A 17,776-nucleotide genomic window follows, 5' to 3' on the forward strand; every position below is an offset into this window, starting at 1 on the left:
GAGAAGCACAGTCAACCGGGGCCGGGACGGGCGCGGCAGAGCACGCGGGCCGCGAGAACGGGTGCTTCGTTCACACCCCGTGCGAAATCCTCGCGGGAGACCTCCGCCGGAGACCTCCACGCTCCTCCGCGCGTACACCTCGTGCACGCGATTCCCCTCGTACGGGGCCACTCCGCGCCACTTCGCCCCATACGAAATCGGCCACCGCTACGCTGAGTTCACCGAGCGGACCGGAGCGGCCATGCAGCCCAACACCTTGCTCGACGCCCTGCTCGACGAAGCGGGCGTCTCGCACGCCGGCCTCGCCACCCGGGTGAACCGGGCCGGCCGGGCCAGGGGACTCACCCTGCGCTACGAACACACCGCCGTGGCCCGCTGGTTGAAGGGCCAGCGGCCGCGCGGTCAGGTGCCCGACCTGATCTGCGAGGTGCTCGCCGCCCGGCTGCACCGGCAGGTGACCCTGGACGACATCGGCCTCGGAGTGCCGGGCGGCCCGCCCCCGGCGTCCGGTTCGCCGCTCTCCGGCTTCGTCGAGCGGGCCGCCGCCCTCTGGCGCTCCGACGAGCAGCAGCGGGCGCACGTCGTCACCGCCCCCGCCCTGACCGGCACCCCCGCGGTGATCCCCGTGTGGGAGTGGGAGAACCCGCCGGAGGACACGGACGTCTCCCGCACCGGCCAGACCGCGGTCTCGGCCGCCGACATCGCCGTCCTGGTCGCCGCCCGGTCCCACTACGAGCAGATGTACCGCAAGGCCGGGGGCATCGCGACCCGGGCCCGGATCGTCGGCTTCCTCACCGCCGGGACGGCGCCGCTGCTCCGGGGCACGTACGGCGACGCCCTCGGGCGGCGGCTGCACCGCGCCGCCGGCGGCCTGGTGGCGGTGGCCGGGATCTGCGCCTACGACGCCGACGCGCACGGCCTGGCCCAGCGCTACTTCCACCAGGCGCTGCGGCTCGCGAAGGCGAGCGGGGACCGGGGGCTCGGCGCGTACGTGATCGCGCTCCTGGTCAACCAGTCGCTGTTCACGGGGGAGCACCGGCAGGCGGTGGCGTTCGCGGAGGCGGCGCTGCGGGCGGCCGGACCCCACATCACCCCGGCGCTCGCCGCCGACCTGACGGCGATGCAGGCGAAGGCGTACGCGCACCTGGGCGACCGCGCGACCGCGCTCGCCTGCATCCGGCGGGCCGAGGCGGCGGCGGAGCGGATCAGTCCGGGCGCGGAGCCGGCCGAGACGGGCTACGTGCAGCCGGGGCTCGTCAACGTGCAGATCGCGGAGGCCCTGCTCGGTCTGGGCGACCTCCCGGCGGCCCACGAGCACGCCTCGGCGGCGGTCGGGGCGCCCTCGCACGACCGGGGGCGGGTGCACCGGCTCGCCATGCTGTGCCAGGTCCAGCTCCGGCGGGGGGAGGCCGACGGGGCGGCGCACACGGCCGTGGAGATGACGGAGCTGGCGCGCGGGATGGACTCGCGACGGCTGCGGGACCGGCTGCGGGAGGTGCGGGAGCGCCTGCTCGCGAGCGGCGCGGAGGACGCGCGGGAGGCGGCGGACCTCATCGACGGGGCGCTGCGCGTTCCCCTCTGACCTGTTCTGGTCTTTCCTGATCCCCTTCGGTCCTGTCCGATCTTCTCTGATCCCCTTCGGCCTGCATAGTGCTGCGATATTGCCACCGAACAAGCACCGATCAGTCGGAAGGTGGCAAGAACGTGCAGTGGACGAAACTGAGCGAACGCTCTGTCTATGAGAACCGTTGGTTCCGAGTGAACCTCGCGGACGTCGAACTCCCGGACGGCCGCCACCTGGACCACTATCTGATCCGGCTCCGTCCGGTCGCCGTCGCGACCGCCGTCAACGAGGCCGACGAAGTCCTGATGCTCTGGCGCCACCGCTTCATCACCGACAGCTGGGGCTGGGAACTGGCCGCCGGCGTGGTCGAGGACGGCGAGGACGTCGAGTCCGCCGCCGCCCGCGAGATGGAGGAGGAGACCGGCTGGCGGCCGGGGCCGCTGCGCCACCTCCTCACCGTCGAGCCGTCCAACGGCCTCACCGACGCCCGCCACCACCTCTACTGGGCGGAGCGGGCCACCTACACCGGGCCGCCCGAGGACGCCTTCGAGTCCTCACGGCGGGCCTGGATCCCGCTGAAGCAGATCCCCGACATGATCGCCCGGGGCGAGGTCCCGGCCGCCAACATGGCCGCCGGGCTGCTGATGCTCCACCACCTGCGCCTCGGCTGAGCCGGGGGCGGCCGGGAGGCCGGGGAAAGGCCGGACGGCCCGTACCTGTGCGGGAGTACGGGCCGTCCGGGTGGTGCGGAGAGTGGTCTGTGAGGGCGGGTGTCAGGGGTACGGGTAGAAGCCCGAGCCCGTCTTCCGGCCGAGCCGGCCCGCGTCCACCATGCGCTGGAGCAGCGGGGGAGCGGCGTACAGCGGCTCCTTGAACTCCGCGTACATCGAGTCGGCGATCGAGGCGATCGTGTCCAGGCCGATCAGGTCGGACAGCTTCAGCGGGCCCATCGGGTGGGCGCAGCCGAACTCCATGCCGTTGTCGATGTCCTCGCGGCTCGCGATGCCCGACTCGAACATCCGGATCGCGGAGAGCAGGTACGGCACGAGCAGCGCGTTCACCACGAAGCCGGAGCGGTCCTGGGCGCGGATCGCGTGCTTGCCGAGCGTCTTCTCGGCGAAGGCCTGGGCCCGGCTGATCGTGCCCTCGGAGGTGGTGAGGGCCGGGATCAGCTCGACGAGCTTCTGCACCGGGGCCGGGTTGAAGAAGTGGATGCCGATGACCTGGTCGGGGCGGGAGGTCGCCACGGCCAGCTTCACCAGCGGGATGGAGGAGGTGTTCGAGGCCAGGATGGCGTCCGGCCGGGTCATCACCTGGTCGAGGATCTGGAAGATCTCGGTCTTGACCTGCTCGTTCTCCACCACGGCCTCGATGACGAGGTCGCGGTCGGCGAACTCGCCGAGGTCGGTGGTGAAGCTGAGGCGCGCGAGCGTCGAGTCCCGCTCCTCCTCGCTGATCTTGCCGCGCTCGGCGGCCTTCGCCAGCGAGTTGTAGAGCCGGGTGCGGCCGATCTCCAGCGCCTCGCCGGTGGTCTCGGCGACCCTCACGTCGAGGCCGCTCCGGGCACACACCTCCGCGATGCCCGCGCCCATCTGGCCGCAGCCCACCACTCCGACGCGCTCAATGTCGGCCATGGAGTCCGTCACCTCGTGCCTTTCGCTCTTCTGCCGGCGGCGGGCCCGTGCGTTTCCGGTGCGTCCGCCTCGATCCCACGACGTTACCGCTCATTAACCGATGATCGATCGCCCGGGGCGTGGGCATGCTCTCCCGGTGAGTGTGACGTATCCGACAGAGGAGGGGTACAAGTGCGGCCTATCGGGAGAAGAGGGTTCGTCGCCGGAGCCACCGGAGCGGTGCTCGCCGTGACGGGAACGACAGGGGCGACGGCGGACGAGGCGGCTCGCGGGGGTACGGAGGCGGGTGCGGCGCCCGAGGTCAGGAGCCAGGCACGGGGGAGGCCGTACCGCCGCAGGGAGTTCCGCGGCATGTGGATGGCGACGGTGAGCAACATCGACTGGCCCTCCGCACCCGGCCTGACCGCCGAGCAGCAGCGCTCCGAGCTCCTCGTCCACCTCGACACGGCGGCCGAGCGGCGCCTCAACGCCGTGGTCCTCCAGGTCCGGCCGACCGCCGACGCCCTGTGGCCCTCGCCGTACGAGCCGTGGGCCGAGTGCCTCACCGGCACCCAGGGCCGCGACCCCGGCTGGGACCCGCTGGGCACGGCCGTCGCCGAGGCCCACGCGCGGGACCTCCAGCTGCACGCCTGGTTCAACCCGTACCGGGTGGCGAACCACACCGATCCGGCCCGGCTCGCCGCCTCCCACCCGGCGCGGCGGCACCCGGAGTGGGTGCTGCCCTACGGCGGGAAGCTGTACTACGACCCCGGCCTTCCCGAGGTCCGGCGCTTCGTCCAGGACGCCATGCTGGACGCGGTGCGCCGCTATGACGTCGACGCCGTGCACTGGGACGACTACTTCTACCCGTACCCCGTCGCCGGGCAGGACTTCGCCGACGACGGGACGTACGCGCGCCACGGCGGCGGCTTCCCCGACAAGGCGTCCTGGCGGCGGCACAACACCGACCTGCTGGTCTCCGAGATGTCCGCCCGGATCAAGGAGGCCAAGCCGGACGTGGCCTTCGGCGTGAGCCCCTTCGGGGTCTGGCGGAACGCCGCCACCGACCCGGAGGGCTCGAACACCACCGCGGGCGTCCAGACCTACGACGACCTGTACGCCGACACCCGGAAGTGGGTGCGGGAGGGCTGGCTCGACCACGTCGTGCCGCAGCTCTACTGGCACATCGGCCTGGCCGCGGCGGACTACGCCGAGCTGCTGCCCTGGTGGGACGAGACGGTACGGGGCACCGGCGTCGGCCTCTACGTCGGCGAGGCGCTCCACAAGGCGGGCGACCCCGCCCAGCCGGCCGCCTGGCAGGACCCGGGGGAACTCTCGCGCCATCTGGAACTGGCCAAGGGGTACGCCGGGGTCGGCGGCCACTGCTTCTTCTCGGCGAAGGAGGTCGCGCGGGACCGGATCGGGGCGATGGCCGCCGTGGTGGCCGACCACTACCCGACCAGGGTCCGCCCGCCGGGGTGACGGCCCCTCAGCCGGTCCCCGCCTCCGGATGGTGACGCACGACGGTGTCGGGGCCGGGCGACATCAGGGCCTCGTGTCCGTCGTCGTCGAACTTCACGCGGTACGGGGGAGTGCCGTTCTCCCCCAGTACCTGAAGGACCTCGGCCGTGCGGTCGTGATGGCCGACGGTCCGTCCGTGCACCAGCAGTGTGTCGCCCACGCTCGCCTGCATCGGGGTGACCTCCTCGCGATCCGGCCCGTGCCGGTTCTTCGCTCTTCGGAGCCTCTGCTTGTCATTGTGACCCTTTTCGCGCGCTTCCGTCGTGCCGGAGCTTCCCGGTCACGACTTCGACCGCTGGGTGACCGCGATGCAGACCAGCACCGCGACCGCCGCGGCGGGGGCGGCCGGCGACAGGGTCTCGCCGAGCAGGGTGACCGACCAGACGAGGGTGAGGAGCGGCTGGGCGAGCTGGAGCTGGCTGGCCTTCGGGATGCCGATCGCGGCCATGCCCCGGTACCAGACGTACAGGCCGAAGAAGGTCGAGCCGAGGGCGACCCACAGCAGGCCGACGACGCCGTGGGCGGTGAGGCGGACCGGCTCCAGGGACAGGGCGACGGCCGAGGCGGCCAGCATCAGCGGCAGGCAGAGGATCAGGGCCCAGCCGATCACCTGCCAGCCCGGCATCAGCCCGGCGAGCCGGCCGCCCTCGGTGTAGCCGGCCGCGCACACGAGCAGCGCCCCGAAGAGGTACAGGTCGCCGGTGGAGAGCGACCCGCCGCTCTCCCCGAGCGTGAAGCCGAGCACCACCACGGCGCCGGAGACGGCCGCGATCCAGAAGGTGCGGGAGGGGCGCCGGCCCGTCCGCAGGGCCGCGAAGGCCGCCGTGGTGAGCGGCAGGAGGCCCACCACCACGGCGGCGTGGGAGGTGGTGGAGGTCTGCAGGGCCAGGCTGGTCAGGAGCGGGAAGCCGACGACGACCCCGCCGCCGACCACCGCGAGCCCCGCCCAGTGGCGCCGCTCCGGCAGCGGCACCCGGCCGACGAGCAGGAAGACCCCGGCGACGAGCGCGGCGAGGGTGGACCGCACGGCCACGAGCGACCAGGGGCCGAAGCTCTCCAGGCCCCAGACCGTCGACGGGAAGGTGAGCGAGAACGCGACGACGCCGAGCCCGGCGAGCAGGGTGCCGCGGGCCCGGGGATCGGAGACGGGGGTCCGGGCCGGGGTGGCGGTCCCGGCCGGGGAACCGGACGCGGAGGCGTCGCGAGTGGTCGTACGCCCGGCGCCGGCGTCGGATTCTGCGCCGGAGGGGGCGGCCGTACGCCCGGTGCCGACGCCGACGGTACGGGCGCCCGGGGTGGTCTCCGGGGCGGTGACCGCTATCGCGGTGGGGGTAGTAGCGCTATCCTGTGTCCTCATGTACGAGCGTAGCAGTGTCACGGAGTTGGCGAACATCCTGCGAGTGGAGCTCGACCGCTACTCTCCCGGTGGAAAGCTGCCGTCGAGCCGAGCGCTCGTAGAGCGCCACCGCGTCTCCCCGGTCACCGTCACCCGCGCCCTCGCCCGGCTCGCCGCCGAGGGGCTCGTCGTCACCCGCCCCGGCGCCGGAGCCTTCCGCGCGGAGCCCCGCACCGCCGACCCGGTCACCGGGGACACCTCCTGGCAGGAGGTCGCCCTCAGCGCCGACACCGCCACCGAACTCGTGCCCCGGGCCGTCGACGCCTCCGGCGTCCTCGTCACCCTCTCCGCCCCGCCGCCCGGCGTGATCGAGTTCAACGGCGGCTACCTCCACCCCTCCCTCCAGCCCGAACGGGCCCTCGCCGCCGCCCTCGCCCGGGCCGGCCGCCGCCCCGGCGCCTGGGGCCGGCCGCCCGTCGACGGCCTGCCCGAACTGCGCGAGTGGTTCGCCCGGGAGATCGGCGGCGGCGTCACCGCGGCCGAGGTCCTCGTCACCGCCGGCGGCCAGTCCGCGATCACCACCGCCCTGCGCGCCCTCGCCCCGCCCGGCACACCCGTCCTCGTCGAGTCGCCCACCTACCCGGGCATGCTCGCGGTCGCCCGCGCCGCCGGACTGCGCCCCGTGCCCGTCCCCGCCGACGCCGGGGGAGTCCGCCCCGAACTCCTCGAAGCCGCCTTCCGCGCCACCGGCGCCCGCGTCCTCGTCTGCCAGCCGCTCTTCCAGAACCCGACGGGGGCCGTCCTCGGACCGGACCGGCGCCGGGAGGTCGTCCGGATCGCCCGCGCCGCGGGGGCCTTCGTCGTCGAGGACGACTTCGCCCGCCTCCTCGTCCACGAGGACGCCCCGCCGCTCCCCGAACCCCTCGCCGCCCAGGACCCGGACGGCGTCGTCGTCCACGTCCGCTCCCTCACCAAGCCCACCTCGCCCAGCCTCCGGGTCGGCGCCCTCGCCGCCCACGGCCCCGTCCTGGAACGGCTGCGCGCCATCCAGGTCGTCGACAGCTTCTTCGTCCCCCGGCCCCTCCAGGAGGCCGCGCTCGAACTCGTCGGCTCCCCGGCCTGGCCCCGCCACCTCCGCGCCGTCTCCCAGGAGCTCAGGAGCCGCCGGGACGCCATGACCGGCGCCCTCGCCCGCCACCTCCCCGAACTCGCCCTGCCCCACGTGCCCCACGGCGGCTACCACCTCTGGCTGCGCCTCCCCGACGCACTGCCCGAGGCCTCCCTCCACGCCACCGCCCTGCGCACCGGGGTCGCCGCGGCCCCCGGCCGCCCCTACTTCTGCGCCGAACCGCCCGCCGGCCACATCCGGCTGAGTTTCGCGGGTGTCGCGGGCCCCACGGAGATCGCGGAGGGCGTGCGCCGGCTGCGGACGGCGGTGGACGAGCTCACCGGCTGACCCCGGGACCGGGCCGCCCGGGCGCTCCGCCCGGTCCCGGCCCCGCAAGGGCTCCCGGCAAATCCGCCTGACAAGAACCCGTACTCCTGGAAGCCTGCGCCCATGACCGACAGCAGCCTCCCGAAGGAACCCGTCATGCACGGGGCGTACGAGATCTCGTCCGACCCCGCACGGATCGACGCCGCCCGCGTCCACCACTGGATCTCCACCGACTCCTACTGGGCCCGGGGCCGACCTCGGGAGAAGCAGGACCGGGCCATCGCAGGCTCGCTCAACCTCGGCGCCTACCACCGCGAGACCGGCGAGATGGGCGCCTACGCGCGCGTCGTCACCGACTACGCCACCTTCGCCTGGCTCTGCGACGTCTACGTCGACCGCCCGGCCCGGGGCACCGGCCTCGGCACCGCGCTCGTCACCGCCGTCCGGGACCTCCTGGAGCCGCACGGGCTGAGCCGCATCATGCTCGCCACCGCCGACGCGCACGGCGTGTACGAGAAGGTGGGTTTCGCGCCACTGCAAAATCCGGACAAGTGGATGGCTCTCGGGCGGCAGTGAGGCGGACCCCCTCCGCCCCTCGAAACGACCCCTTGACCAGCGGCGCCACCGGCCTCACGATCGCGGCCATGAGTCTTCGTGTGACGCTCGTCACGGCGGGACGCAGCTCCTCCCTCCTCGCCGAACGATTCGACGACGACCGGCCGCTCGACGAGGCCGGCTGGTACGAGGTGCAGCAGGCCGCGCCCGCGCTCATCCCGCTCGGCGCGGCCGAACTGCGCTACTGCTCCCCGACCCCGCGCAGCCGCGCCACCGGCACCGCCCTCGGCTACGCGCCCCTCGCCCAGCCCGCGCTGCGCGACTGCGACATGGGCCGCTGGCGCGGTCTGACCCTCGCCGAGGTCGCCGCCCTCGACCCGGTCGCCGTCGACGCCTGGCTCACCGACGCCCGCACCGCCCCGCACGGCGGCGAACCGCTCCTCGCCTTCATCACCCGGATAGGGAACTGGCTCGACACCCGCCCCGCCGAGGACGGCGCCATCGTCGCCGTCGCCGAGCCCTCGGTCGTACGGGCCGCCCTCGTGTACGCCCTGAAGGCGCCGCCCGCCACGTACTGGAACGTCGACGTCCGCCCCCTCTCCACCGTCACCCTCACCGGCCGCCCCGGCCTCTGGCACCTCCGGCTCGGCGCGGCCCTGCGCTGACGGGGCCGCGCGCGCCACCGGAACGGGGCGGCGCGGTCCCGTGACCGGGGCGGGGGCGGCCCTGCGACCGGCACGGGGGATGGCCCGGCCCCGCGACCGTGACGGAGGGTGGTCCGGTCCCGGGACCGCGACCGTGACGGCCCGGCCCCCGCGACCGGCTAGCCTGAACCCACGATGAACCGTTTGAGCACGTCATGGGGCGCCTTCGAGCTGACCCGCCACCCCGAGGACCCGCGCGACCCGCTGCGCGCCTGGGACGCGTCCGACGAGTACCTCCTGGGGCACCTGGCCGAGACCGGCACCGACCTCTCCGGCACCGTCGCCGTCCTCGGCGACCGCTGGGGAGCCCTCGTCACCGCCCTCCAGGCCGCGAGCCCCGGCGCACTCGTCCAGATCACCGACTCGTACCTCGGCGGGCGGGCGACCCGGACCAACCTCGCGCGCGCCGGCGCCGCCCCGGACGCCGTCCGGCTGCTCACCACCCAGGACCCGCCGCCCGAGCGGATCGACGTGCTCCTCGTCCGCGTCCCCAAGAGCCTCGCGCTCCTGGAGGACCAGCTGCACCGCCTCGCGCCCGCCGTCCACGAGGGCACCGTGATCGTCGGCACCGGCATGGTCAAGGAGATCCACACCTCCACGCTGAAGCTCTTCGAGCGGATCCTCGGCCCCACCCGCACCTCCCTCGCGGTGAAGAAGGCCCGGCTGATCCACACCACCCCCGACCCCGCCGCCGCACCGGGCCCGAACCCCTGGCCGCACCGGTACGCCCTCCCCGCCGACGCCCCCGCGCCCGGCCTCCCCGGCCGGACCGTCACCAACCACGCCGGCGTCTTCTGCGCCGACCGCCTCGACATCGGCACCCGCTTCCTCCTCGCCCACCTGCCCCGCGGCCTCGGCCGGGCCCGCGTCGCGGACCTCGGCTGCGGCAACGGCGTGGTGGGCCTCGCGGTCGCCCTCGCCGAACCCGAGGCGGAGCTGGTCTTCACCGACGAGTCGTACCAGGCCGTCGCCTCGGCCGAGGAGAACTTCCGCGCCCACGCGGGCGACGGGCGCACGGCCGGGTTCCTCGTCGGCGACGGACTCGCGGACCTGGCCCCCGGCTCGGTGGACCTGGTGCTCAACAACCCGCCGTTCCACAGCCACCAGGCCACCACCGACCGCACCGCCCGCCGCATGTTCGCCGACGCCCGGCGCGCCCTACGCCCCGGCGGCGAACTCCGGGTCGTCGGCAACCGGCACCTCGGCTACCACGTCACCCTCCGCCGGATCTTCGGCAACAGCGAACTGGTCGCGAGCGACCCGAAGTTCGTGGTCCTGCGCGCGGTCCGCTCCTAGGGCCTCCCGAGGAGGTGCACGGCGGGCGGACTTGCCCCTGACGCGCGGGTCAGGGTTTACGGTCCCGCCGACCCGCCCGCCCTCCTCCTGGAGCACGCCATGGCCACCCACCGCGAGATCCGGCTGCGCACCCGCCCCGCCCACGGCCTCCCGACCCCCGACCACCTCGAACTCGTCACGACCGCGCTCCCCGTGCCCGCGCCCGGCGAACTCCTCGTCAGGAACCGCTGGTTCGCGGTCCAGGCCGCGCTGCGGACCCTCATCTCCGGCCGGATCGAGGGCGCGCCCCTCCCGTCCGTCGAGCCCGGCGACACGCTGTTCGGCGCGACCGTCGGCGAGGTCGTCTCCGCCCCGCCCGGCGGCGGCCCGCGCCCCGGCGAGCTCGTCCTCCACTGGCAGGGCTGGCGCGAGTACGCCGCCGTCCCCGCCACCGCCTGCACGCCCCTCGGAGACGCGCTGCCCGATCCGGTCGCCCACCTCTCCCAGGGCAGGACCGCGTACGCCGCCCTCACCCGGGGCGCGGAGGTGCGCCCCGGTGACACGGTCCTGGTGACCGGCGGGGCGGGCGCCGTCGGCACGATGGCCGGGCAGATCGCCCGGCTCCTCGGCGCGGGCCGGGTCGTCGGCACCACCGGCTCACCGGCCAAGGCCGAGCGGCTCGTCGCCGAACTCGGCTACGACGCCGCCGTCGTACGGGACGCCGCCACGCCCTTCGCCGCGCAGCTCGCCGAGGCGGCGCCCGACGGCGTCGACGTGGTCTTCGACAACGTCGGCGGCGAGCAGCTGCGCGCGGCCGTCGACGCGGCCCGCCCCGGCGCACGCGCCGTCCTCGTCGGCGCCCTCTCCGGCCAGCTCGACCCCGCCGGAACCGGCGCCACCGCGCGCGTGGAGCTCGATTCGTACGCGCTCGTCCTCAAGCGGATCTCGTTGCGCGGCTTCAGCCCGCTCGACCACCCGGAGACGGACGCGGAATGGCGGGAGCGCTTCGGCGGCTGGCTCCGCGCCGGGGAGATCACCTTCCCGCACGTCAGGCCGGTGGGCATGGAACGGGCCGCCGAGGCATTGCACGAGGTGTTGACGGGGCGGCATCTCGGCGCGGTCGTGGTCGAGTTGCCCTGACGGAGGTGGCCGACCGGGGCCACGGCGGAGGACGGTCGACATGCGGATCGGCGACGCGGCGGCAGCGGCGGGGACCACGCCCAGGGCCCTGCGCCTGTACGAGCAGCGGGGCCTCCTGCCGCCTCCCGTCCGCACCCCGGCCGGCCAGCGGGAGTACGGGCCGGACGATGTCGCACGCGTGCGCGTGGTGCGCGAACTCCTCGCCCTCGGCCTGACGATCGAGGACGTCCGCGCCTGTGTGGACCGCCTCTCCCTCCTCGACGTGGAGGCGATCCGCTCCCGGCGGGTGCCGGAGGGGGTCTGCGCGCGGACCTCCCCGGTCGTGGACCGCCGGATCGCGGCCCTCGACGAGGAGATCGCCCGGCTGACCCGGATGCGCGACGAACTGGCCTCCCGCGCGGCCGGGCCGCGGGCCGGCCGGACCCCGGCGGAAACGACAGCCCCGCCCGGCGGAGCGACGGCCTGACCCGCCGTACCGCCCGCGTCGAGCCCCGAAGGCCCGCGAAAGGACCGCCCGCCCCGAGTCCACGAGGAGGCGCGCGAAAAGGCCGCCCCACGCCGCCCCCGGCTCCGGGCCGCTCGCCGAAAAGGCCGGCCCGGCACCCGAGGGTGCCGAACCGGCCTTCTCACCGCTGACGAGCCGTCGCCCGACGGCCCGCGCGTCAGTCCGTGCCGAACTCCATCGCGGCCCGGTCGAGCAGCTCGTCCTCGTCCGAGGACTCGCCGCGCGAGGCGATGGCCTCGGCCCCGCCCTCCGGCATGCTGCCGATCAGCCCGGTCGCGGCGGCCTGCGCGGCGCCGATGGCCGGACCGCCGCTGCCGATCAGACCGAGGCCCGCGTACTGCTCCAGCTTGGCGCGGGAGTCGGCGATGTCGAGGTTCCGCATGGTGAGCTGGCCGATCCGGTCCGCCGGGCCGAAGGCCGAGTCCTCGGTGCGCTCCATGGACAGCTTGTCCGGGTGGTAGCTGAACGCCGGGCCCGTGGTGTCGAGGATCGAGTAGTCCTCGCCACGCCGCAGCCGCAGCGTCACCTCGCCGGTGACGGCCGCGCCGACCCAGCGCTGGAGCGACTCGCGGACCATCAGGGCCTGCGGGTCGAGCCACCGGCCCTCATACATGAGCCGGCCGAGGCGACGGCCCTCGTTGTGGTACTGGGCGAGGGTGTCCTCGTTGTGGATCGCGTTGACCAGGCGCTCGTAGGCGGCGTGCAGCAGGGCCATGCCGGGGGCCTCGTAGATGCCCCGGCTCTTGGCCTCGATGATCCGGTTCTCGATCTGGTCCGACATGCCCATGCCGTGGCGGCCGCCGATGGCGTTGGCCTCCATCACCAGGTCGACGGGGGAGGCGAACTCCTTGCCGTCGATGGTGACCGGGCGGCCCTGGTCGAAGCCGATCGTCACGTCCTCGGCGGCGATCTCGACCGACGGGTCCCAGAACCGGACGCCCATGATCGGCTCCACGGTCTCCACGCCCGTGTCCAGGTGCTCCAGGGTCTTGGCCTCGTGGGTGGCGCCCCAGATGTTGGCGTCGGTGGAGTACGCCTTCTCCGTGCTGTCGCGGTAGGGGAGGTCGTGGGCGAGGAGCCACTCCGACATCTCCTTGCGGCCGCCGAGCTCGGTCACGAAGTCGGTGTCCAGCCACGGCTTGTAGATCCGCAGGTGGGGGTTGGCGAGCAGGCCGTAGCGGTAGAACCGCTCGATGTCGTTGCCCTTGAAGGTCGAGCCGTCGCCCCAGATCTGGACGTCGTCCTCCAGCATCGCCCGGACCAGGAGGGTGCCGGTGACGGCGCGGCCCAGGGGAGTGGTGTTGAAGTAGGCGCGGCCGCCCGAGCGGATGTGGAACGCGCCGCAGGTGAGCGCGGCGAGCCCCTCCTCGACCAGCGCCGCCCGGCAGTCGACCAGGCGCGCGATCTCGGCACCGTAGGTCTTCGCGCGACCGGGCACCGAGGCGATGTCGGGCTCGTCGTACTGGCCGATGTCGGCGGTGTAGGTGCAGGGGATGGCGCCCTTGTCGCGCATCCATGCGACCGCGACGGAGGTGTCGAGGCCGCCGGAGAAGGCGATGCCGACGCGCTCGCCGGCGGGCAGGGAGGTGAGGACCTTGGACATGGGAAGAGTATGCATCATCGCGCATGGTCATGCAAAGAGGGTCGGGAAGGTCCGCGAGAAGGGGCCTTCGGTAGCGAGCCTCCAAGGGGTCCTCGCCGCGATCCATGGCCTGCACCCGCCTCTCCAGCGGCTCGTTGCATAAAACTGCGGTCTTGCGTATAGTCATGCCATCCATGAGGAGGGTTTCGATGACGGTACGAGTAGCAGTGGCGGGTGCGAGCGGATACGCGGGCGGAGAGCTCCTGCGTCTGCTCCTGGCGCACCCCCACGTCGAGATCGGGGCCCTGACCGGCCACTCCAACGCCGGTCAGCGACTCGGGGCCCTCCAGCCCCACCTGCTCCCGCTCGCCGACCGCGTCCTCGTGCCCACCGCCGCCGAGGAGCTCGCCGGGCACGACGTCGTCTTCCTCGCGCTGCCGCACGGCCAGTCCGCCGCCGTCGCCGAGCAGCTCGGACCGGACGTCCTCGTCGTCGACATGGGTGCCGACTTCCGGCTGGAGGACCCGGTTGACTGGGAGACGTACTACGGCTCCCCGCACGCCGGGACCTGGCCCTACGGCCTCCCCGAACTGCCGGGCGCCCGTGCCGCCCTCGAAGGGTCCAGGCGCGTCGCGGTGCCCGGCTGCTACCCCACCGCCGTCTCGCTCGCCCTCTTCCCGGCGTACGCGGACGGCCTTGCCGAGCCCGAGGCCGTGATCGTCGCCGCCTCCGGCACCTCCGGCGCCGGCAAGGCCGCCAAGCCGCACCTGCTCGGCAGCGAGGTCATGGGCAGCATGTCCCCGTACGGGGTCGGCGGCGGCCACCGCCACACCCCCGAGATGATTCAGAACCTCAGCGGACCGGCGGGGGAGCGGGTCATCGTCTCCTTCACTCCCACCCTGGCCCCGATGCCCCGCGGCATCCTCGCCACCTGCACGGCCGCCGCGAAGCCGGGCGTCACCGCCGAGGCCGTACGGGCCGCGTACGAGAAGGCCTTCGCGGACGAGCCGTTCGTCCACCTGCTCCCCGAGGGGCAGTGGCCGGCGACCGCGTCCGTCTACGGCTCCAACGCCGTTCAGGTACAGGTCGCGTACGATCCGGGCGCGAACCGGATCATCGCGATCAGCGCCATCGACAACCTGACCAAGGGCACCGCCGGCGGCGCGGTGCAGAGCATGAACATCGCCCTCGGACTGCCCGAGGACACCGGACTTTCCACGATTGGAGTCGCTCCGTGAGCGTCACCGCAGCGAAGGGATTCACGGCGGCGGGCATCGCCGCCGGGATCAAGCAGAACGGCAACCCGGACCTGGCCCTCGTGGTCAACACCGGGCCCCGCCGCGCCGCCGCGGGAGTCTTCACCTCCAACCGCGTCAAGGCCGCCCCCGTCGTCTGGTCCCAGCAGGTCCTCGCCGACGGCGAACTGACCGCCGTCGTCCTCAACTCCGGCGGTGCCAACGCCTGCACCGGCCCCCAGGGCTTCCAGGACACCCACGCCACCGCCGAGAAGGTCGCGGAGGTCCTCTCCGGAAACGGCCAGGAGGTCGGCGCCGGCGAGGTCGCCGTCGCCTCCACCGGCCTCATCGGCATCCTGCTCCCCATGGACAAGCTGCTCCCCGGCGTCGAGAAGGCCGCGGCCGAACTCTCCGAGCACGGCGGCGAGAAGGCCGCCATCGCCATCAAGACCACCGACACCGTCCACAAGACCGCCGTGGTGACCACGGACGGCTGGACGGTCGGCGGCATGGCCAAGGGCGCCGGCATGCTCGCCCCCGGCCTCGCCACCATGCTCGTCGTCCTCACCACCGACGCCGACGTGGACGCCAAGGGCCTCGACGACGCCCTCCGGGGCGCCACCCGCGTCACCTTCGACCGGGTCGACTCCGACGGCTGCATGTCCACCAACGACACCGTCCTGCTCCTCGCCTCCGGCGCCTCCGGCCTCACCCCGGCCCAGGAGGAGTTCACCGGGGCCGTACGGGCCGTCTGCGACGACCTCGCCCGCCAGCTCATCGGCGACGCCGAGGGCGCCAGCAAGGACATCCGCATCGAGGTGGTCAACGCCGCGACCGAGGACGACGCCGTCGAGGTCGGCCGCTCCATCGCCCGCAACAACCTCCTCAAGTGCGCCATCCACGGCGAGGACCCCAACTGGGGCCGGGTGCTCTCCGCCATCGGCACCACGTCGGCCGCCTTCGAGCCCGACGAGCTCAACGTCGCCATCAACGGCGTCTGGGTCTGCCGGAACGGCTCCGTCGGCGAGGACCGCGACCTCGTCGACATGCGCTACCGGGAGGTCACGATCACCGCCGACCTCGCCGCCGGCACCGAGTCCGTCGTCATCTGGGCGAACGACCTCACCGCCGACTACGTCCACGAGAACAGCGCGTACTCGTCGTGACCGGCGCCACGCGGAAGCACACCGCGCTCCCCAAGGCCCAGATCCTCATCGAGGCGCTGCCCTGGCTCACCCGCCACCACGGCAAGACCGTCGTCATCAAGTTCGGCGGCAACGCCATGGTCGACGAGGACCTCAAGGCGGCCTTCGCCCAGGACGTCGTCTTCCTGCGCCACGCCGGCCTCAAGCCGGTCGTGGTGCACGGCGGCGGCCCCCAGATCAACGCCGCCCTCGACCGGCACGGCCTGGTGAGCGAGTTCAAGGCCGGCCTCCGGGTGACCACCCCCGAGGCGATGGACGTCGTACGGATGGTGCTCGCCGGGCAGGTCCAGCGCGAGCTGGTCGGGCTGCTCAACCAGCACGGCCCGTTCGCCGTCGGCATGACCGGCGAGGACGCCCGCACCATCACCGCCACGCAGCACCGGCCGTTCATCGAGGGCGAGCAGGTCGACATCGGCCGGGTCGGCGAGATCACCGCCATCGAGACCGGCGCCATCGAAGCACTCCTGGACGACGGCCGGATCCCGGTCATCTCCTCCATCGCACGCTCCCAGGACGACGGACATGTCTACAACGTCAATGCTGATACGGCGGCTGCGGCACTCGCTGCGGCGCTGGGTGCCGAGACCCTGATGGTCCTGACCGACGTCGAGGGCCTCTACGAGGACTGGCCGAACAGCGACGAGGTCATCAGCAGGCTCACCGCGAACCAGCTGGAGAAGCTGCTGCCCGAGCTCTCCAGCGGCATGGTCCCCAAGATGGAGGGCTGCCTGCACGCCGTGCGGAACGGGGTCACCACGGCCCGCGTGATCGACGGCCGGGTTCCGCACTCGATCCTCCTGGAGATCTTCACCGACGAAGGCATCGGCACGATGGTCGTACCCGACGACCGGAACGGACTGGGGGACTGATGAGCGCCAACGACAGCACCGACATCGACGACAACGCCGGCACCGGCAACGCGGAGCTGACCCGCCGGTGGCAGGGCTCGCTCATGAACAACTACGGCACGCCCCGGCTGCCCCTCGTCCGCGGCGAGGGCGCCAGGGTCTGGGACGCCGACGGCAAGGAGTACCTGGACTTCGTCGGCGGCATCGCCGTCAACGCCCTCGGCCACGCCCACCCGGCGGTCGTCGAGGCCGTCTCCCGGCAGGTCGGGACCCTCGGCCACGTCTCCAACCTCTTCGTCGCCGAGCCCCCCGTCGCCCTCGCCGAGCGGCTCCTCGGGCTCTTCGGCCGGCCCGGCAGGGTCTTCTTCTGCAACTCGGGCGCCGAGGCCGTCGAGGGCGCCTTCAAGATCGGCCGGCTCACCGGCCGCCCCCACATGGTGGCCACCCACGGCGGTTTCCACGGCCGGACCATGGGCTCCCTGGCCCTCACCGGCCAGCCCGCCAAGCAGACCCCCTTCCTGCCGCTGCCCGGCGACGTCACCCACGTGCCGTACGGCGACGCCGAGGCGCTGCGGGCAGCGGTCACCGAGGACACCGCCCTGGTGATCATCGAGCCGATCCAGGGCGAGAACGGCGTCGTCGTCCCGCCGCCCGGCTATCTGAAGGCCGCCCGGGAGATCACCCGCGCCACCGGCACCCTGCTCGTCCTCGACGAGGTCCAGACCGGCATCGGCCGCTGCGGCCACTGGTTCGCGGCCCAGGCGGAAGGCGTCGAGGCGGACGTCGTCACCCTCGCCAAGGGCCTCGGCGGCGGCCTCCCGATCGGCGCGACCGTCGCCTTCGGCCCGGCCGCCGACCTCTTCGGCCCCGGCCACCACGGCACCACCTTCGGCGGCAACCCGGTCGCCTGCGCCGCCGGACTCGCCGTCCTGGACACCCTCGCCGCCGACGCGGCCCTCGACCACGTGAAGGCGGTCGGCGAGCGCCTGCGGCAGGGAATCGAGGCCCTGGGCCACCCGCTGGTCTCCCACGTCCGTGGCGCGGGCCTCCTGCTGGGTATCGTGCTCACGGAGTCCCTCGCGCCCCAGGTGCAGCAGGCGGCTCAGGACGCCGGCCTCCTGGTGAACGCGCCCGCCCCCGATGTCGTACGGATCATGCCTTCGCTGCTCCTCACCGACGCCGAGGCGGACGCCTTCGTCCGGGCGCTGCCTGGAGTCCTCGACGTGGTGAACGGGCAAGGACGAAGCGGAGAATGAGA

General features: G+C 73.6%; 17 protein-coding genes. 13 read left to right on the top strand and 4 right to left on the bottom strand.

The window, feature by feature from the left end:
- Positions 1-241: 241 nt before the first annotated feature.
- On the top strand, positions 242-1,582 hold the full coding sequence (locus AB0398_RS23280; protein WP_366377540.1) for a transcriptional regulator: 1,341 nt from the start codon (positions 242-244) through the stop codon (positions 1,580-1,582).
- Between the two features lie 122 nt (positions 1,583-1,704).
- The gene (locus tag AB0398_RS23285) at positions 1,705-2,235 is read left to right on the top strand and encodes an NUDIX hydrolase (RefSeq protein ID WP_053649196.1); all 531 of its coding nucleotides are present in this window, start codon (positions 1,705-1,707) and stop codon (positions 2,233-2,235) included.
- Positions 2,236-2,337: 102 nt separating this feature from the next.
- Here AB0398_RS23285 and AB0398_RS23290 read toward each other — a convergent pair whose 3' ends face one another.
- Positions 2,338-3,198, bottom strand: coding sequence for a 3-hydroxybutyryl-CoA dehydrogenase (locus tag AB0398_RS23290; RefSeq protein WP_366377541.1), 861 nt, complete (start codon positions 3,196-3,198; stop codon positions 2,338-2,340).
- A 180-nt stretch (positions 3,199-3,378) separates the two neighbouring features.
- On the opposite strand from AB0398_RS23290, the gene AB0398_RS23295 reads away from it, so the two are divergent.
- Positions 3,379-4,659, top strand: coding sequence for a family 10 glycosylhydrolase (locus tag AB0398_RS23295; RefSeq protein WP_366377647.1), 1,281 nt, complete (start codon positions 3,379-3,381; stop codon positions 4,657-4,659).
- A 7-nt stretch (positions 4,660-4,666) separates the two neighbouring features.
- Here the strand turns inward: AB0398_RS23295 and AB0398_RS23300 are convergent, their stop codons facing one another.
- Together AB0398_RS23300 and AB0398_RS23305 are read right to left on the bottom strand one after the other, a co-directional pair.
- Complete coding sequence (locus tag AB0398_RS23300) at positions 4,667-4,870, bottom strand: DUF1918 domain-containing protein (RefSeq protein WP_366377542.1); 204 nt, start codon at positions 4,868-4,870, stop codon at positions 4,667-4,669.
- Between the two features lie 108 nt (positions 4,871-4,978).
- On the bottom strand, positions 4,979-6,055 hold the full coding sequence (locus AB0398_RS23305; RefSeq protein ID WP_366377543.1) for a DMT family transporter: 1,077 nt from the start codon (positions 6,053-6,055) through the stop codon (positions 4,979-4,981).
- On the opposite strand from AB0398_RS23305, the gene AB0398_RS23310 reads away from it, so the two are divergent.
- The 6 genes from AB0398_RS23310 (at position 6,054) to AB0398_RS23335 (ending at position 11,609) form a co-directional block, all read left to right on the top strand.
- Complete coding sequence (locus tag AB0398_RS23310) at positions 6,054-7,490, top strand: PLP-dependent aminotransferase family protein (RefSeq protein ID WP_366377544.1); 1,437 nt, start codon at positions 6,054-6,056, stop codon at positions 7,488-7,490. The genes AB0398_RS23305 and AB0398_RS23310 overlap by 2 nt on opposite strands.
- A 102-nt stretch (positions 7,491-7,592) precedes the next feature.
- Positions 7,593-8,045 (top strand): GNAT family N-acetyltransferase, encoded by a 453-nt coding sequence (locus AB0398_RS23315; RefSeq protein ID WP_366377545.1) that lies wholly within the window; start codon positions 7,593-7,595, stop codon positions 8,043-8,045.
- A gap of 68 nt (positions 8,046-8,113) precedes the next feature.
- Entirely contained in the window at positions 8,114-8,689 is a 576-nt protein-coding gene (locus tag AB0398_RS23320; RefSeq protein WP_366377546.1) for a histidine phosphatase family protein, read from the top strand.
- Positions 8,690-8,863: 174 nt separating this feature from the next.
- On the top strand, positions 8,864-10,024 hold the full coding sequence (locus AB0398_RS23325; protein ID WP_366377547.1) for a methyltransferase: 1,161 nt from the start codon (positions 8,864-8,866) through the stop codon (positions 10,022-10,024).
- A 99-nt stretch (positions 10,025-10,123) separates the two neighbouring features.
- Entirely contained in the window at positions 10,124-11,143 is a 1,020-nt protein-coding gene (locus AB0398_RS23330; protein ID WP_366377548.1) for an NADP-dependent oxidoreductase, read from the top strand.
- A gap of 40 nt (positions 11,144-11,183) precedes the next feature.
- Positions 11,184-11,609: a MerR family transcriptional regulator gene (locus tag AB0398_RS23335; protein ID WP_366377549.1), complete on the top strand. Its 426-nt coding sequence runs from the start codon at positions 11,184-11,186 to the stop codon at positions 11,607-11,609.
- Between the two features lie 196 nt (positions 11,610-11,805).
- Here the strand turns inward: AB0398_RS23335 and argG are convergent, their stop codons facing one another.
- Positions 11,806-13,251 carry an argininosuccinate synthase gene (gene argG, locus AB0398_RS23340; protein ID WP_366377550.1) on the bottom strand — a complete coding sequence of 482 codons (1,446 nt, stop codon included), beginning with the start codon at positions 13,249-13,251 and terminating at the stop codon, positions 11,806-11,808.
- A gap of 188 nt (positions 13,252-13,439) precedes the next feature.
- On the opposite strand from argG, the gene argC reads away from it, so the two are divergent.
- The 4 genes from argC to AB0398_RS23360 are packed head-to-tail and all read left to right on the top strand — an operon-like array spanning position 13,440 to position 17,774.
- Positions 13,440-14,468, top strand: coding sequence for an N-acetyl-gamma-glutamyl-phosphate reductase (gene argC / locus AB0398_RS23345; RefSeq protein ID WP_366377551.1), 1,029 nt, complete (start codon positions 13,440-13,442; stop codon positions 14,466-14,468).
- Complete coding sequence (gene argJ, locus AB0398_RS23350; protein WP_366377552.1) at positions 14,465-15,631, top strand: bifunctional glutamate N-acetyltransferase/amino-acid acetyltransferase ArgJ; 1,167 nt, start codon at positions 14,465-14,467, stop codon at positions 15,629-15,631. Before argC ends, argJ begins: the two co-directional genes overlap by 4 nt.
- Positions 15,628-16,539, top strand: coding sequence for an acetylglutamate kinase (gene argB / locus AB0398_RS23355; RefSeq protein WP_366377553.1), 912 nt, complete (start codon positions 15,628-15,630; stop codon positions 16,537-16,539). The genes argJ and argB overlap by 4 nt, the downstream gene beginning before the upstream one ends.
- Positions 16,539-17,774: an acetylornithine transaminase gene (locus tag AB0398_RS23360; protein ID WP_366377554.1), complete on the top strand. Its 1,236-nt coding sequence runs from the start codon at positions 16,539-16,541 to the stop codon at positions 17,772-17,774. The genes argB and AB0398_RS23360 overlap by 1 nt, the downstream gene beginning before the upstream one ends.
- Positions 17,775-17,776 lie beyond the last annotated feature (2 nt).

Source organism: Streptomyces sp. NPDC086147, assembly GCF_040702165.1.
GTDB lineage: Bacteria > Actinomycetota > Actinomycetes > Streptomycetales > Streptomycetaceae > Streptomyces.

Excerpts from the sequence above, each read along its gene's own strand:
- argG (WP_366377550.1), bottom strand. The coding sequence starts at position 13,251 with ATGTCCAAGGTCCTCACCTCCCTGCCCGCCGGCGAGCGCGTCGGCATC.
- AB0398_RS23305 (WP_366377543.1), bottom strand. The coding sequence starts at position 6,055 with ATGAGGACACAGGATAGCGCTACTACCCCCACCGCGATAGCGGTCACC.
- AB0398_RS23290 (WP_366377541.1), bottom strand. The coding sequence starts at position 3,198 with ATGGCCGACATTGAGCGCGTCGGAGTGGTGGGCTGCGGCCAGATGGGC.
- AB0398_RS23325 (WP_366377547.1), top strand. The coding sequence starts at position 8,864 with ATGAACCGTTTGAGCACGTCATGGGGCGCCTTCGAGCTGACCCGCCAC.
- AB0398_RS23360 (WP_366377554.1), top strand. The coding sequence starts at position 16,539 with ATGAGCGCCAACGACAGCACCGACATCGACGACAACGCCGGCACCGGC.
- argC (WP_366377551.1), top strand. The coding sequence starts at position 13,440 with ATGACGGTACGAGTAGCAGTGGCGGGTGCGAGCGGATACGCGGGCGGA.
- AB0398_RS23320 (WP_366377546.1), top strand. The coding sequence starts at position 8,114 with ATGAGTCTTCGTGTGACGCTCGTCACGGCGGGACGCAGCTCCTCCCTC.
- AB0398_RS23310 (WP_366377544.1), top strand. The coding sequence starts at position 6,054 with ATGTACGAGCGTAGCAGTGTCACGGAGTTGGCGAACATCCTGCGAGTG.
- AB0398_RS23280 (WP_366377540.1), top strand. The coding sequence starts at position 242 with ATGCAGCCCAACACCTTGCTCGACGCCCTGCTCGACGAAGCGGGCGTC.
- AB0398_RS23300 (WP_366377542.1), bottom strand. The coding sequence starts at position 4,870 with ATGCAGGCGAGCGTGGGCGACACACTGCTGGTGCACGGACGGACCGTC.
- AB0398_RS23335 (WP_366377549.1), top strand. The coding sequence starts at position 11,184 with ATGCGGATCGGCGACGCGGCGGCAGCGGCGGGGACCACGCCCAGGGCC.
- AB0398_RS23330 (WP_366377548.1), top strand. The coding sequence starts at position 10,124 with ATGGCCACCCACCGCGAGATCCGGCTGCGCACCCGCCCCGCCCACGGC.
- AB0398_RS23315 (WP_366377545.1), top strand. The coding sequence starts at position 7,593 with ATGACCGACAGCAGCCTCCCGAAGGAACCCGTCATGCACGGGGCGTAC.